This window comes from Elusimicrobiota bacterium (assembly GCA_016721625.1).
Taxonomy (GTDB): Bacteria; Elusimicrobiota; Elusimicrobia; order FEN-1173; family FEN-1173; genus JADKHR01.
The window spans coordinates 523,854-539,914 of sequence record JADKHR010000001.1; the positions used below are offsets into that span (position 1 = coordinate 523,854).

General features: G+C 59.7%; 11 protein-coding genes. 3 read left to right on the forward strand and 8 right to left on the reverse strand.

Features of this window, described 5'->3' with window-relative positions:
• Positions 1–164: 164 nt before the first annotated feature.
• From pbpC to IPP35_02210, 4 genes are all read right to left on the reverse strand, one after another.
• Positions 165–2,510 carry a penicillin-binding protein 1C gene (gene pbpC / locus IPP35_02195; protein ID MBL0057937.1) on the reverse strand — a complete coding sequence of 782 codons (2,346 nt, stop codon included), beginning with the start codon at positions 2,508–2,510 and terminating at the stop codon, positions 165–167.
• Positions 2,511–2,518: 8 nt separating this feature from the next.
• The gene (locus IPP35_02200) at positions 2,519–6,187 is read right to left on the reverse strand and encodes a hypothetical protein (protein MBL0057938.1); all 3,669 of its coding nucleotides are present in this window, start codon (positions 6,185–6,187) and stop codon (positions 2,519–2,521) included.
• Positions 6,069–7,985, reverse strand: a complete 1,917-nt coding sequence (locus IPP35_02205; GenBank protein ID MBL0057939.1) for a hypothetical protein — start codon at positions 7,983–7,985, stop codon at positions 6,069–6,071. The genes IPP35_02200 and IPP35_02205 overlap by 119 nt, the downstream gene beginning before the upstream one ends.
• Before the next feature lie 111 nt (positions 7,986–8,096).
• Positions 8,097–9,011 (reverse strand): hypothetical protein, encoded by a 915-nt coding sequence (locus tag IPP35_02210; protein ID MBL0057940.1) that lies wholly within the window; start codon positions 9,009–9,011, stop codon positions 8,097–8,099.
• 275 nt (positions 9,012–9,286) lie between these two features.
• Between IPP35_02210 and IPP35_02215 the strand changes: the two genes are divergently transcribed.
• Positions 9,287–9,733, forward strand: a complete 447-nt coding sequence (locus IPP35_02215) for a hypothetical protein (protein ID MBL0057941.1) — start codon at positions 9,287–9,289, stop codon at positions 9,731–9,733.
• A gap of 405 nt (positions 9,734–10,138) precedes the next feature.
• Here IPP35_02215 and IPP35_02220 read toward each other — a convergent pair whose 3' ends face one another.
• Positions 10,139–10,321 (reverse strand): hypothetical protein, encoded by a 183-nt coding sequence (locus tag IPP35_02220; GenBank protein ID MBL0057942.1) that lies wholly within the window; start codon positions 10,319–10,321, stop codon positions 10,139–10,141.
• 228 nt (positions 10,322–10,549) lie between these two features.
• Positions 10,550–11,515: a hypothetical protein gene (locus tag IPP35_02225; protein ID MBL0057943.1), complete on the reverse strand. Its 966-nt coding sequence runs from the start codon at positions 11,513–11,515 to the stop codon at positions 10,550–10,552.
• Positions 11,516–12,071: 556 nt separating this feature from the next.
• Here IPP35_02225 and IPP35_02230 point away from each other — a divergent pair.
• Both IPP35_02230 and IPP35_02235 read left to right on the forward strand, forming a co-directional pair.
• Positions 12,072–13,295: a hypothetical protein gene (locus IPP35_02230; protein ID MBL0057944.1), complete on the forward strand. Its 1,224-nt coding sequence runs from the start codon at positions 12,072–12,074 to the stop codon at positions 13,293–13,295.
• A 17-nt stretch (positions 13,296–13,312) separates the two neighbouring features.
• Positions 13,313–13,504, forward strand: a complete 192-nt coding sequence (locus IPP35_02235) for a hypothetical protein (protein ID MBL0057945.1) — start codon at positions 13,313–13,315, stop codon at positions 13,502–13,504.
• A gap of 63 nt (positions 13,505–13,567) precedes the next feature.
• On the opposite strand, the gene rfbA is transcribed toward IPP35_02235, so the two are convergent.
• A complete protein-coding gene (rfbA, locus tag IPP35_02240; protein ID MBL0057946.1) occupies positions 13,568–14,452 on the reverse strand; it encodes a glucose-1-phosphate thymidylyltransferase RfbA in 885 nt (294 codons plus the stop codon).
• A gap of 19 nt (positions 14,453–14,471) precedes the next feature.
• On the reverse strand, positions 14,472–16,040 hold the full coding sequence (locus tag IPP35_02245) for a DUF4301 family protein (protein ID MBL0057947.1): 1,569 nt from the start codon (positions 16,038–16,040) through the stop codon (positions 14,472–14,474).
• Between the last annotated feature and the right edge of the window lie 21 nt (positions 16,041–16,061).

Below are 16,061 nucleotides of genomic sequence, written 5' to 3' on the forward strand. Positions count from 1 at the left end.
CTCCACGGAGAATTCCTCCGCAAGTCCGAGGTCCTTTCCATCCGACAAGATCCGCGCGGTGGAAAGGACCTGAATCGAGCGGGGAAGTTCTTTTTGGAAGAGGAGGACCCGGACCTCTGCGCGGAGGGTTCCACCCAGAAAAACAAGTCCGAGCAGGCAGAGTCTCAAGGGCGGACCACAAACTCCACTTGGTCCAGGCGTCCCCGGGAATCGGCCACGGCGACGCGATGGGAGCCGGGCCAGGGGTCCACAAAAAGAGTCTCGTCCGGCCCGGCGCGGCCTAAAAGCGCTCCGTCCAAATACCAATAGACGGGCCCGTCCCCTCGCTGGCTGGCGGCCCGGAGCGGAAGTTTCTGACGCCCCCGCCGGAGCGCTTCGGTCACCTGGTAACTTCCGCCGGCCCGGGGAATTTCGATGCGCAATCCGCCCTCCCGCTCCAAAACGGGACAAGCCGGGTTGTGGGGGGGAAGCGGAGCCAAGGCCTTGCCCTGGGAACGGAGGAAGGCGGCCACCTCCGGGGGCCAAAGCGTGATGACTTTCCGGCGATAGGCCGAGCGGGCACCCGTTCGGCATTCCCGGCAGGTCTCAAACCCCTTTTTGTCCACCACCGCCTCCACATGCAAACCGCAGAGAGACTCGTCGCTATGCCCGGGGATATAAACGTCCGGCACGGAAGCCGGACAAAAGGGCCCCACCGGCTCCCCGCTCACAGAGCACACGGACCGGGTTCGGACCCCGGCGGGCCGGGTGAACCAGACATCCCGGTACCGCGTGAGCTCGTTCATGATTTCCGTCAAAAGCGGCGCCGCCGCCCGGGACCCCACGAGAGCGCTGGACCCCCGGGCGTTCACGTTTCCGAACCAAACGCCCACGGTGTAGTCGGGCGTGAACCCCACGCTCCAGGCGTCCCGGAGTCCGAAAGAGGTCCCGGTCTTGTAGGCGAACTTCCCGCGGTTCGCCGTAAATTCCCACGATTGGGGCAGGTCCGGGCGGAACAGTCTGGCCATCATGCCGATGGTAAGGGCGGCGGCCTCCTGAGAAAGAACGGAGCGTCCATCACCCGCAGGAGAGCCGGAAAGAAACCGCAAGGGTCGTAGACGCCCTCCGTCCGCCAGGGCGGCATAAAGCGTGGTCAACTCTTCCAGGCTCATGGGGAACGCGCCCAGAGTCACCGAAAGGCCCGGATCGTTCCGCGCCAGTCGATTCCCAAAGAGGCGGGTTTCGCCGAGGAAGCCCGCCAGACCGCGCCTTCCCAGCCGCCATTCCAGGTCCACGGCGGGAGTGTTCAGGGAATAGGCCAAGGCGTCTTCGGCCGTCAGCGGGCCCCAGGCGTGGCGCTCGAAATTGGCGGGCTCATAACCGTCATAGTTACGTTCAATGTCATACACCAGGCGACGGGGCGTGATCAGCCCCTCTTCCATGGCGCGGGCGTATAAAAAGGGTTTCAGGGTGGAACCAGGGGACCGGAGGGCGGCGGCCCCGTTCACTTGTCCTCCGTGTTCCGTGTCGTCAAAGTCCGGCGATCCCACGTAAGCCAAAACGTCCCGCGACCGGTTGTCGACAACGAGAACCGCCCCATTAAACACCCCCTGTCGACGGAGGCGGCGGGAAGCTTGGCGAAGTCGGTCCTCGCAGAAATCCTGAAGGGCGGGGTCCACATGGTAACGACGCACCCACCCGCCGGCGGCGCGGCGGGATCGTTCGAGGAGGTGGGGAAACCGGTGGGGGTTGACGAACCGTTTTTGAGGGAGCGGCGCCTCCATGGCGGCGAGAAGGGCCGAGGGGGATAGGCCCACGCCGGGGCCGATGCGGCGCAAAACCTTTTCCCGTTGGGCCCGGGCGGGGCCGGGGCGACGGTCCGGGCGGAACAGAGCGGGGGATTTGGGGAGACCCACCAATAGGGCGCTTTCCGCGGCGCTCAGGCTGGCCGGGGGTTTTCCGAAGTAAAGAAACGACGCCGCGCCCACCCCCTCGATGTTGCCCCCCAGAGGAACGCTGTTCAAATAAATTTCCAACAGTTCGTCTTTGGAATAGGCCTGCTCCAACTGAAGGGCCCGGAAGATTTCGACGACCTTGGCGCCCAGGGTGCGCGGTTTGGGCTCCATCAGTTTGGCGATCTGCATGGAAATGGTGGAGCCGCCCATCAAGACGCGACGATGACGGAGGTTGGCGGAGAGAGCCCGGCCCAACGCCACGGGATTAACCCCGGGATGATGGTAGAAGTGGCGGTCCTCGTAGAGCAGAAATCCCCGCGTGAGAACCGGAGAAAAATCAGCCAATCGGAGTTTGACCCGGTATTTTTCCGCCGGGGAAAGGTCGATCCGCGCGAGGCCGCCTTTCCGATCCAGATGGAGAACCGAATAGTCCGTCTCCAGAAAACCGCGCGGGAGGGGAAAAACCGCCAACGACAGCGCCCACCCCAGCCGCCACACTCCCCACGCCGCAAAGATCCCGCCCGCCCACCAAAGCGGCCGGGGGAGGCCCCGGAGCCGGGACGGGATCCGACCCATGGGTCCGGTCAGGGTTTCACGTCGGCCACCACGAGCGGCAGAGGTTCTGATCCCTCGCCGTTCACGTCCGGATCGTACATGGCCTCCGCGAAAGGGTTGGGGACCGTGTATCGCCCGGGCGTCACCGCCCGCACGGCATAGGAAAAGTTTTGGGTCCCCATGAACCCGTCGGTGAACAAGAGCAGGCGGTCGTCCCGGATGTCCTGGTAGGCCGGATTGAACCCGAAGGCCGGATCGAACCCCAGTTCCCCTCGGGAACGGAGCCGCGGGTTTTCGATTTCAAAACCGCCCGGCAGAAGGTCCACGACCACCACGTTCCGGGCCTCTTTTTCCGCCGTCACCGTCAGGGTGACCACCACGAGATCCCCCTGGGGCACGTTGGAGAGATTGACGTCCCTCCCCTGGGTGTCCCGATAGGAGCGGGTGACTTTCAAACCGTTGGAACGGGGTTTCTCGGCCTTGGCCAAGGGCGTTCCCTCCACCATCCAGTGATAATAGAGGGTCGAATCGCCTTTGTTGGTCAACGCCAGTTTTTTTCCAGAAAGGGTAAGGTCCTGGATGTTGGCGGAAGAGCCCTCCGGAACGGCGTAGGGTTGGCCGTTGGCCGTGAGCGCCACGTTCAATGGTTTTCGCTTATCCTCCGCATTAAAGGCCCGGCCCAGGGCCATGAGCGCCCAGGCGTTTTCCTGGGTGGAGCCGAAATACCCGTTTTTCATCTGCGCCCCCAGATAATCGACGATCTGGGAAATGCGGGTCGATGCGGGGTCCGCCAGAGCGAGGGCGGCCAGATACATGGCGCTGTTCCGAACGGGAGAGTTGAAATCCCCGAACTGTTGACGGTAAAGCCAGCGGCTTTTGAAATCCGGCTTCAAGAGTTTCAGCGCGGTGTCCCGGTCCCCGGTTCGGCTGTAGGCCATGGAGAGGAGCGCCCGGGATACCTCGTCCAGCTCTTCCGGTTTTCGGGCCGCGACCACCGCCATGGATTCCCGGTCCGGTTGGCCCAACAGGGCCTTCAGGTAAAGAAGGTAAGGATCCAGAACCAATTGGCTTTGGTCCTGTTGCCCCCGGCGGTCCAAGCGGCTTTCCGCCATGTGCGCGGCCTGTTGCGCCGACAGGGGGGGAGGCTCCGGCGGTTGATAGTCGCCGTCTTCCCCCTCGCCTCCTTCGTCACGCGGGGTGCCGGACTCGTCGTCTCCCTGGGCGCCTTGGTTTTGGGACATGGCCTGAATCTGTTCCCACGGAATTTCAATGACGCCTTTGGTCAACAGCGTGCGAACCCGGCCCAAAACCACGGGATTGACTTTATACCCCTGGGATTTGGCTTCGATGAGGAAGTGGGAAACGTAATAGCTGAGCCAACGCCCGCCGGACCCGCCGCCCGGCCAGAACGAAAATTCCCCGTTAGGCAACTGAAGTTTTTGCAGGCGGTCCACCGCGCCCTGCACGTAGGTGTCGATGGCGTTGGCCCGCTCGGCAAACCGACCGGTGGCGAAGCCCAGGTCCTTCAGATACAGGAGGGGGAACGCCTGGGAGGCGGTCTGTTCCGCGCACCCGTAGGGGTAAGTGATCAAGCGGTCCAGCACGCCCAGATATTGGTACATCGGGTTTCCGGACATGCCCAAACGGAGCCGTTGGCCGAAGGGAATATACCCCGCCGTGGGGGCGAGCTCCACCGAAGCCCCGGGCGCCAGAGATCCCGCCTTCATGACGGTGGCCAAATGGGTGGCGGGACGGACGCTGAGTTCCTCCGTCGTGATGGATTCCTGGCCGTTGCCCCGGGCGATCACGGTGATTTTTGCGACCCCGGCATCCGCCAGAGCCCGAACGGAAAACACCAAACGCGTTTGGCCCTCCTTGGCCAAGTCCACCTTTTGGGTGGACCCGTCGGTTTTGACCGGGCCCTCGGCCCTGAGCACGATGGAGAAATTGCCGGCGCGGCCCGTCTTGTTGTACACATCCACGGGAATTTGGAACTCGTCGTTGGGCGAAACGAAGCGCGGAAACGCGGGCTGTAAAACGATCGGGTCGGCCACCTGAACCGATTTCGCGGAGGATCCGAATCGGTCCCCCCGAACGGCCAGGGCCATCAGCCTTATTTCACCGTTGAACCCCGGCGTGTTCACGTGCCAAGCCACTTTCCCGTCCGGGCCGGGGGAGAGGATCCCCGACACCACGGCCATGGACTTTTTCTTTTTGGCCTGGACCGGGTTCAGGTGGCGGCGGGTGAACTCGCCTTCGTCGCCGCCGCCCACCGCCAGTTTCTTGGCCTCCAGGTCGGGCAGGAGAAGGTCCATCAAACTGTAGGTGTGGGTGGTCAAGCCGTTCTTCCGGTAGAAGAAGGCCAGGGGGTCGGGTGTTTTGAACCCGGTCACTTGCAAAACCCCCTCGTCCACGGCGGCCAAAACGACGTTCGTGCGGTCCGGGTCCCCGCCCACCTGGAGCGAAACGTCGATCCCGTCGGCGGACTTGACCGCCGTGGGCGTTCCCCACGTGACGGGAATGGCGCGGGCTTTGGTTTCAACGTTCAAGGAAACGATGCCGAAGGATTCCATGGGCAAGGTATCCAGTTGCGTGTCGGGGGAACGGACGACCAACCCCACGATATACATGTTCGGCGTGTAGTCGTTTTTCACGTCGAAACGGACCGTCGTCTCCCGGCCCGTCATTTCAATGACGCGGGTTTCGTAGACTTTCTCCCGCTCCACGGTCAAGAACAGTTTCCCGGGGAAGGGAGACCGAACGGTCGCCTGAACTTGTTCACCCGCCGCGTAGTCTTCCTTGTCCAAAACGATTTGCAATTTTTCCGGCGACTGGAGGTTGGCCGTTTCAAAGCCGGTGCCCAGCACATTCACGGTCAGGCTGGAACGCATCCCGGAGGGGCTCACGAGCAGGATCGTGTATTCGCCCTCCTGTTCCGGCTTGAAGGTGGAGAGCACCGACTTGGCGGGCAGGTCTTTCACTTCGTTGACTAATATTTCCTCGTAGGTGGAGGATTGATAGTAGTCCCGCCCCCAGGACCCGTGGCGGTAAACAGAGTACCAGGCCTTGTGGCGGATGACCAAACGCATTTTTTCCACCGCCACCGCTTTTCCAGAGGGCGCCACGGCCACCTGCCGGAACTTGATCTCTTGCCCCACCCGGCGCGGACCGGTTTCCTCCACCTTCACGCCGAGGTAATGGGGATAGACGTTCACGTCGGCATATCCCGCCGCGCTCACGGGCCGGCCGCCGGTGTCGAAGACCTCGCTGTACAGGTAGGCCCGGAGGGCCGAGGGAGGTTTCACTTCGGGGATGGGAAGGGAGTATTCCTTTTCTCCCTTGTCGTCCGTCACCTCGTCGCCCAGATCGACTTGTTCGTCGGAAAAAGAGCGGTTGGAGTCTTGAAAGACGTAACCATCGTAGCCCGCGGGCGAGAAAATCCGCGAGTAAAAGCGAACCGACGCCGTGACCCGGTGATTGATCGCCGGCGGTCCGAACATCTGCCGAGCGCTCACGGTGAAAGTCAGCGGTTGTCCGGCCATCACCTCGTCCGCCGGCCCTTTCACCGCCACCTTCAACTTATCGGGAAGGAACTCCTCGACTTTCAGGGACGTGGTCCCCAGGACCCGGTCCGACCCCGGTTGCTCCAACCGGACGTCGTAGGCCCCGGTCAAGGCGTCCAGGGGGAACTCCACCATTGAAAACCGCCAGGCCGTTCCCGTTCAGGCGCCCGTCCAACTTGGCGTATTCCGCGCCCCGCGGGTCCCGGACGGTCATTTGAACCGGGATGTCCGGCGGCAATTGCCGCTCGGCGGTGCGCACGATGGTTGTGACGAAAGCCGTCTCGCCGGGCCGGTAGACCCCGCGTTCGGGGGTCAGGAAGGCCTCCAAACCCTCCCTTGTAAAGGGATCCCCGCTGATGGGGAACGCGTAGGCGTTCTTTTCGGTCTCCTGGAAATAGAGGAATGAAAAATCGTCGTCTTTCTTGGCCACCAGGAATTGTGGGCTCAACCGGTATTCGTGGTTCCGCCAATTCGGGAACACCGCTCGGCCCGCTCCGTCCGTGGACTGGGCCTCCATGATTTGGTTCGTGTCGCTCACGAGCTCCACCCGGGCGTCCGCCACGGGCCGCAGGGTGTTGACCGACACGACCCAAACCCAAAGGTCGTCGCCGGAATGCTTGGCCACGAGCCCCAAATCCGTGCAGAGGAACCAGGCGTTTTCCCGGTTGTAATAACTCTTCGGATCATACAGTTCCACCTGGAACAAACCTTTGTAGGGTTCCTTTTGGAAAGCGGACAGGCCGATGTATTGGGTCACCTCTTCGTTGATCTCGCCTTCCTCCACGCGATAGACGCCGTTGTAGATTTGTTTGGTGAGCGGAGGCGAAGATTTATTGTTCAGGAAACCCAGGAGGTTGTTGCGGAAAACCTTGGAAATTCGGACACCCACCGTGTCCAGATTCACGGTCTTGACCGCCAGGTTCTGGGGCCCCGACAGGGATAAAATATTTCCAGGACGGGCGAACTTCAGCGACGGCGGGAGATCTTCAATCCGTACGCTCCCCGTGTGAGGGGTGACCATGATTTCACCGCTTCGGGCCACGAGACCGGAGGCGATGTGGACGGTGTAATTCACGTTGGGCTTAAAGGGGCCGCGCAAAATCGCCATGGCGTATTCGGTTTTGACGTCCACGGAAAGCGGGGGGGTGATCTGCAAGCACCGGCGTACCTGGTCCTGGGAAACCGGCGTGTTGAAGAGGACGCTCACCAAGGTGTTGCCCGGCTCGTGGAACAACCGGACCTCCGTCACCTGGGGCTTCGGTTTTTCCGGAAGAACCAGAAGCGACTGATATTCCTTTTCCAGCGGCAGGGTGCCGCCGATGCATCCCAGGTCCGCCGACAGGGAAACAGCCACCGTTTGAAGTTTGGCGGAGGGCTTGACCCCTTCACTGCGGAAATAGCAGCGGGTGGGGTCGATGGCCCGTTCCCATTCCACCGGCAGGGGTTTGTCGTCCTTGGTGATCTTGGCGTTCCGGCGCAATTCGTCCAGGGCCACGGGGAAGTTGAAAGCCAATTCGCCCACCACCTCCATGTCCTGGGCCGTGATGGCGTCCAGGTTGTAGAAGACCCGGGCGTTGGTGACCCGGAAGAGGTCGGTGTTAAACTCGGTTTCCGCGCTTCCCTGCACGGCTTTCGCCGAAGACATCACGTTGGCGCCGTCGAATTCCACGACGTAACGGGTGGAGGGTTTCAAGGGTTCGGAGGGAATGAAAGCCAGCACGCGGGGAGATTCCTGTCGATAATTTCCCGCCAGGGGGGGAGTGATCTTAAAACAATCCAATCGCCGCAGGTCCCCCAGGCGGGGTTTCACGTCGCCCGAAAAGGAAATGCGGATGGCCACGCGGTCCGACACCAGGCCCGAAGGGGAAAACTCCACCACCGTTACGTGGGTCCAGCGGTAAAACCAGCGCGCGGCGGGGATGAAGACCGCCACGGCCGCCAAAGCCAAAAGGTCCGGCGAAGGAGGATCTCCCGGCCCGCCAACCTGGCGGCCGCGTAAGATCGTAGGAAACGCCCCACGCCTTCAAGGCGGTTCCCGCTCCCGTCAGGGCCTGGCGGGATTTATCCGGGGTCCCGAACCGTTCCTTGGCCATGGCCGCCCAACGGGCGGCCCGTTCCCAGGATTTCCGGCCCCCTCGGTTTCGGCCCGTTTCCAAGATAGCCAGCCTTCCTGGATCGCCGAGACGATTTCATCCCAATAGACGTGAATCCAGGGCAAGGTGAGAAGGAAATAGAGCTGTCCCCAGGGGAGCTTGGAAAGAAGCGGGGCCAGAAGGAACCAGGCCGTGAAGGTGATCGCCGCGTTTCTCAGATACTCCATTTTTTTTGAAAATTCCCGCCAACGGATCCAACCCGACAGAAGGGGAATGAAAAGGGTCAAGGCGTAGAAGTGGTTGTAGATCCAGCCCGCGAGCCCGATCCGAGATACCTCCAAAACCCCGTTCCGAACGGAAACGCCGTAGCGCGAAACATCGGGGTGGGACGCCAGGATCACCGAAGGAATTTTTCCGACTAGCCAAAGCACGAACCCGACCCCGACCGACAGGAGAAGCCAAGCCGCCAGGGGCCGGGCGGCCCCTTTCAAACGGGGCCCCTGAAAAAGATGTTTCCCCAGGGCGATGGTGCGATCCAGCCCGAAAACACCGAAGAGAATGCCCACGAGCAGAAAGGTGGCGATAAAAAGAAGGGTGGGAGCGGCCGTGCCCAAGAGGAGCCTGGTGTAGAAGACAAGGGCGTGGAGAAGAAGCAGGGCGAAAGCCGTGGAAATGGGGCGGGGGGAAAGCCCGAGCCATCGCCGGGTAGCCACGGCCACCAGCGCGGCCCCCAACGTCACCATCCACCCGTTTCGGAAAAAGAACCCCAGGAAAGCCGCCGCGGGCCCCCAGGTCGCCAGAGAAAGGGAGGCCCCATAAAGAGTCATAAAAAAAGCCAACAAAAGTAAAACCCAGGATTTTTTCATTCGTCATCCTCTTTTTTGGCTGAAATAAACCAATTTGACTGCTCCCATGATAACAAATGTTTTTGGATGACCATGGGTCAAATGTTAGGGAGAGAAAACTTTCCCGAATGACCCTTCCGGGGACTGGTTCCATGTATTCAGGAAGGGCAACAGCCTCATGGAAACCGATGACGAGAGCCACATTCGGGAGTTCAACAATATAATTGTGGCCCAAGGGTTTCCGCCCTTTGTATAATACGGTCACTGCAACAGAGGCGCACCCGGGAGGATTCAACGTGAAAAAAACAGGGATCTTGTTGGCGGCAACGGTGTGGATGGTTGGAGTGGGCCTTCGGGCCGAAATGGATCACGAAGGGATGGGAATGGACCCCTCGTCCCACAAGGCGGAAATGATTGACGGCCGGGTGGACCAAATGGCCAAGGCCCTTTCGCTCACGGCGGACCAGAAAGCCAAAGTCAAGGCGGTCCTGGAATCCGACTGGGAAGCCAAACTCGCCCAAATGAAAGAAATGGGCGAAAAAATGAAGGCCATGAAAGAAGCTTCGGACGCCAAAATCAAGGCTTTGCTGAATCCGGATCAACAGGCCAAGTTCGATAAGATGTGCGCCGAGAAACCCTGTTGCGGGATGGCCGGGATGAAGGGCCACAAATGCCCGGTCGGGAAGGACAAACCGAAGGCCTGTTGCCCCATGACGGGGGCCACGAAAAACGGTTCAAAATAACCCGTCCGTATTCACGCCCCCGCCCGTCCCAAAGACGGGCGGGGGTTTTTTATTTCTTCCAAGCGAGGGAGAAATCAAGTGTTTCAAAGTGACAAGAACAACGGCTAATCCCCCCGCGCCCCCCTTTGGAAAGGGGGGAAAAGGCAGGCAGAGAATGAGCGGTCCCCCGGTCTCTCCCACGGGGCGGCATGGCCGACAAAAAAATTGCCCCCTAAGAAACGAACATGTACAATACATGAACAGAACTTTGTCGTTTATTTGGTTTTTCTGATCTTCGCGTGGTCAGAAAAACGGGGGATAACGGTGGATAAGCTCAGGGTCAAAATGAGGATGGGGGAACGGGAATTCGAGGCCGAGGGGCCCCGGGAGGCGGTGGAAGCCCGCTGGGCGGAGGCCCGATCTTGGCTATTTGAGGATCGTCCGAAGCAGAAAAGCGCCGACGTTGAAGTCGCTCAACCCCTCCAGGAACGGGACGCCCACCCCCTGTTCGACATCGACCGGGGACGCCGGACGATCCGTCTCCGGGTCTTGCCCCCCCGGGGGGAGATCCTTCAACGGCTCTCGAATGCCCTTTTGCTTCTTCTTCATGGTTATCGAGACCTCCTCCATCGTCCGGAAATACCCGTCACTCGTATGGCCGAAGACCTTCCGAATGTCCAGGTTTCGCTGGGCTCAAAAGACTTTCCCGCGCCTTCGATCGGCTGGAACAGGAAGGACTGGCCGCCCGGTCGGGTGCCGGGAAGGGCACCCGATATAGAGCGACCCACCCTGGCTTGGAAAGCGCCAGGGCCCTGGTCCAATCCCTATCGAAGTGAGTTAGGCTTTCTTTATTTTCCAGGCCAAATCGAGGGAATCCTTCTCAAAAGGACCGGCGATTTGCCCGGTGGAGGCGTAGAGATAGAGCGCGCAACGGTAGATTTGGTTTCCGACGCTCATCAGATAAACAAAAGAAAATAGGCCCAGGAGCCAGAAAACGAACGTCCCTCCGAATACCCAAGGGGTCCTTAAGGTGGCGGAGAGATAGCCGCTCACTCCCAAGAGAACGATCGATGCCAGAAGAACGATCACACCGCCGAACTGGATCCCCAAAAACCCAATCACCGCCTCGCCCCAGGCCTTGCGGAGCGTCTCCGCAGATCGACGGAGAACGGCCACAGGGTTGGACCCAGCCTCCTCATCCATCACAAGCACCGGGATAACGAAGACGCTGGCCGCGCTCCAGGCGAGCCCGACCAGGCGAAGGATCAATTTACCAACGAGCCCCACGCGCTCTTCCAAGGACTTAATCAACCAACCCACCAGGCCCGCGAAAAGCGACCAGAGAAAAATGGCCGGCAATCGCCCAAAGGCGAACCGGAGACCCTCCCGAATTGAAACAGGTTGTCCTTGAAGCGCATTCATGATTTCCCGGTAGAAGGCAACGTTAAAAAACGTCGCCATAAACATCGCCAGAAAATAGACAACGGCCACATACCCCATGGCCTGAGCGGTAACACGCAACTGATCCCGAGCCGCCCGCGATGAGGATGAAGACGCCTCTTTGACCGCTTTTATGGAGGATTCCGTAAAGACAGATTGGGAGACGGCTTTCCAATGAGCCGGCTCATTGTATCGATGCCCCGTGGGCTGAAGCGCCACCGGCGCCAGTATAAAAGGGATCATGGCCAGGGTAAAAAAGGTCACCAGTAGAGGAAAAAGCATCAGTTTCTTGTGGTCTCGCATGACCGACCAGGTTTGTTGGACCAAACGCCAGCTGCTTTGAAACCGTTCACCGAACCCCATAGAGAGACCTCCAAGGCCGAACGCTCGAAACGAGGAGACAATGAAAAACAACTTCACTGACTCGGAACGAGAAATCGGTTTATTTTAGAAATGCCGCGGAGACAACCCGGCCGAATCAACCATAGATCGAGTTCGCCGTTTCGTCAACCCCTTTCTGAATATTATGTCCGATAATATATATTATGTTAAATATACGGCAAGCAAACTGGATCGCGCATGCCGAAGAATTTGTATTAGCTATTTAGTTGAAATTATTGTTTGTCAATCGTTTCTAATTCGATATTAATATTATTTATTTGGTTTTTCGATGATGCGCATGGATGCCTCACTTTCCCATTGACAAAATTCTGTTTTTGGGGCATTCTCTAATTCGACCCCGGCCGAGAGGCCGTCCCGGTCGAAAAAGGAGCTGGAATGTTTCAACTGGCACTGGATATTCTGTTGGTCGGTGGAGTCTTGATCCTCTTTCTTCGGATCGTGACCTGGTATCGCTCCAGGTCGGCTAGCCGCGCCAACGACACCACAAACAAACCCTAAACACCCCTTGGAGACCCCCATGGAACGAGATCGCTTGTCCCTTATCCTGAACACCGGCGCCCTCAAAACGGCCGGCGCTCTTTTGATATTGGTGGTCCTGCTCATCCTGGCCCCCAAACTCTTCGAGACCAACAACGCGGGAAATTACGTTATCCGGCAGGCGGCCGTCACCGGGAAATTAACCGCCATTACCGATTCCGGGATGTTCCTTCAATTTTTCGGGGATGTTTTCAGGTACCGGGCGGCAGACACCCTATACTTTTCAAAACACCAGGATGAAGGCAGGGAAACGGATGATTCCATATCCGTCCGATTCAACGACGGGGCCACCGCCCAGGTCACCGGCAATATCCGGTTTGAGATCCCGAACAACCCGGAACAGCTGGTGGACCTTCATAAGAAATTCCGGGGCTATGACGCGGTGATCCGCGATACCATCGACCAGGTGGTCTCGGAGGCCGTTATCTTGACCGCCGCATTGATGAGCGCGGAGGAGTCTTACACCACCAAACGCGCGGAATTCTCCCAAATGGCGGACGACCAGGTCAAAAACGGAGTTTACCTCACGGAAGCCGACACCATCGACTTCCGAGACTCCAAGACAGGAGAAATCAACAAGAAACAGATTGTCCGGGTCCAGACCAACACCAAGGGCGAATTTGAGCGAAAAGAAAGCGTCTTTTCGAAGTATGGGATCCGAGTCACCCAGTTCGTCATCAAGGAAATAGACTACGAAGCCAACGTGGACCAACAAATTACGACAAAGCAACAGGCCCTCATGAAGACCGTTTCGGCCAAGGCGGAGGCCGAAAAGGCCCAACAGGATCGTTTGACGGCGGAGGAGGTGGGTAAGAAGAACGTGGCGGTGGCGAAATACGAGCAGGAGGTGGAGAAAGCGAAGGCCATCACGGCGGCCGAGAAGGAGCTGGAGGTGGCGAAACTGAACCGATCCGCCGCGGAACAGTATAAATTGACCCAAATTTCCCGGGCGGAAGGCGACGCGGAATACCGTCGACGCATTATGGCCGCCGACGGCGCTCTGGAGAAAAAATTGGACGCCTATGTCCAGACCCAAAAGGTTTGGGCCGACGCCTTCGCCAACGCGAAGAACGCCGTGGTTCCCGAAATCATGATGGGCCAAGGCGGCGCCACGGGCGGAAACAACGCCGCCATGAACCTGATGGAAATCATGGCGGTCAAGGCCGCCCGTGATCTACAACTAGACTTGAAACCTAAACCCTAATCACCACGGAGGACAACGTGTTCACCATCGGCGAATTCAAAGGCAATATGGTCATCAGCTTAAAAACCAACGAAAACGATCGGTTCGGCTTGACCTTTGGCCTCACCAAAGCCAAACTGATCCTGGACCATATCGATGAAATCAAGAAATTTTACGACGAAAACAAGGAAAAAATTCAACGCAAATCCCCCCCCACGCCAGCCCCCTAATTCTCCGGCGGGGGAGAGCGTTGACCCTCCAGAGGAAATAGTCCAAGGGGGTCGGACGGAACGTTAGCGGGGGTTCGCGCGGGGATCGTCGAGCAGGCGGAGCAGGTATTGACCGTAATCGTTCTTCTTCATGGGTTCGGCCAAGCGCCGAAGTTGGTCGGCGTTGATGTATCCCTGGGAAAAAGCGATTTCCTCCGGGCAAGACACGCGCAACCCCTGGCGGTCCTGAATGGTTTCGATGAAAACCGAGGCCTGCAGGAGGGACTCGTGGGTGCCCGTGTCCAGCCAGGCGATGCCCCGCCCCAGCCGTTCCACGTTCAGTTCCCCCCACTCCAAATACACCCGGTTGACGTCCGTGATCTCCAGTTCCCCCCGGGCGGAAGGTTTTAAACCGGCGGCCACGTTCAGCACCCGATTGTCGTAAAAATAGAGGCCCGTCACGGCGAAATTTGATTTGGGTTTTGGCGGTTTCTCCTCAATGGAGACGGCCCTGCCGTCTGGGTCGAAGGCCACCACCCCGTAATCTTCGGGTTTGCGCACGGAGTAGGCGAACACGGTGGCGCCCTTTTCCCGGCCGGCCGCACGGTGCAAATCCTCCACCAAGCCGTGCCCGTAGAAAATATTATCCCCCAAGACCAAGGCCACGCGATCCGTTCCCACAAAATCCCGGCCGATGGTAAACGCCTGGGCCAAGCCGCCGGGAGAGGGTTGGACGGCATAGGAAATCTTGAGCCCAATCCAGGAACCATCGTCCAGGAGCCGTTTAAACCCCTCCTGCTCATGGGGGGTGGTGATGATCAAAATATCCCGGATCCCGGCCAACATCAAGACCGAGAGGGGATAATAAATCATAGGCTTGTCGTAGATGGGCACCAACTGTTTGCTGATGCCGCGCGTGAGCGGGTAAAGACGCGTGCCGGAACCGCCGGCGAGGATGATTCCTTTCATAGCCGTTCCCAATGATACATCATCTGTTCGCCCGATGTCCCGGCCGGAGAAGGTCGTTGATGGTTTTGACGGGATGGAAGACCCGGGCCGGGATCTCCACAAAAATCGTGTTCCAATGGGCCATGCCGCCGTTCCATAAGCCGGGGTGCTCGAGGGTGAGGATATCCTGACCCTCGAAATGTTTGCGGGAAACCATCGCGGCAGACGGATCGGCGTATGGCGAAAGACGGAAGGGCTTTCCGCGGAAATCACGAAGCCCCACCACCATGTCCACGGGGTTAAAATGCGTGGCGCGCCCCAGCAGGGCCTCTCGCGAATGGGGGATCTGGGACGCCTCGACGATTTGAACGAAGGGCCCCTCCCCGCCGGTGACCCAGAAAGGGCCGCCGCCGGGTTCCCCTCGGTTGGGAACCATGCCGCACACCCTCCAGGGACGGGTTAAGAGCCGGACCACGCGGGCGCGCCGTTGAGCCAACGTCAGGCCCCGGGGAACGCCGCTCCCCAACGTCACCCGAATGAAATTCTCGGCTTGACGTATAATTCCATGCGGAGAGTTTCGTGCCCGAACGGCCTGAATCCATCGGCCGGACGTTTCCTGGGCTTCGATCAATCGTCCCGCCAAGGCGGCCCGCCAAAGGTTCCCCTCCGCCTGGTGGGAAGGGGTCGGCACGTTGTCGATGTTCTTGATAAAAACGAGGTCCCCCCCCGTCCCTTCGAGATTGGCCAAGAGCGCCCCGTGACCGCCCGGGCGAAAGAGCAGACCCCCATCCGAGCGGCGGACCCAGCCCCCGTCCGCGTCCAGAGCCAGGGTGTCCAAGGAGGCATCCTGAACGCTGAATTTAAGCTCTGCCAGGCCCCTGGAGCGACGTTTGAGTGATTCCGATACCTGGCGACCCAAGCGTCGATACTCCGCCAGATGCTCCGGAAGAACCGTGAAGTGAACGCGCACGGGGCGGGTTTTGTCGGCGAAGGCCGAGGATTCAACCACCTGCTCCTCAAAAGCGGTTCGCGAACGGGGGCCGATCCGGTGGAACGGGATGAGCCCCTTTGGGCGCCGAGCCAGGTCCAGACCCTTAGGCCCGAGCAGAGCGTCCAAAAGCGGGTCCAGGTCTTGCTTCGCTAAAAGCCGTGGGAGATTTTTTTGGTGGATTTTTTTCAGTATTTTCGCGAGATCGCTCCGCAAAGCGAAACGGTCCAACTCCGAAAAGAATCGGAAAGCGTCCCTCGAAAAAGGGGCGCCCCCTTGTCGTAAAACCTCCCCGGCGCTCGCGCGGGATTCTTTTCGGGCTCGATCCAACTGAAGGAGAGGGTGAAAGAGGCGTGTGGCGGCCCCGGAGGCGGGAATAAAGCGTGAGAAGCGGCCGGCGTGATCCGCGGACCTCGCCAGGCGGGCCAAACGGTCTCGCTCCGCGCGAGACAAACGCTCGATCCCGTCTCCGATGGAACAGGGACGCAGGAGGGGCGGGAAGGGCGGCGGCCGGCGGAGGAGGCGGGCTTGACGGCGGGCGTCGCGCGGGCGCAGGCCCCGGGCGATCAAATCCCGACGGTCGCGCGGGCTGAAACGAATTAAACGATGGGCCGGGCCCAAAAAGAAGACCTCGAACCCGCT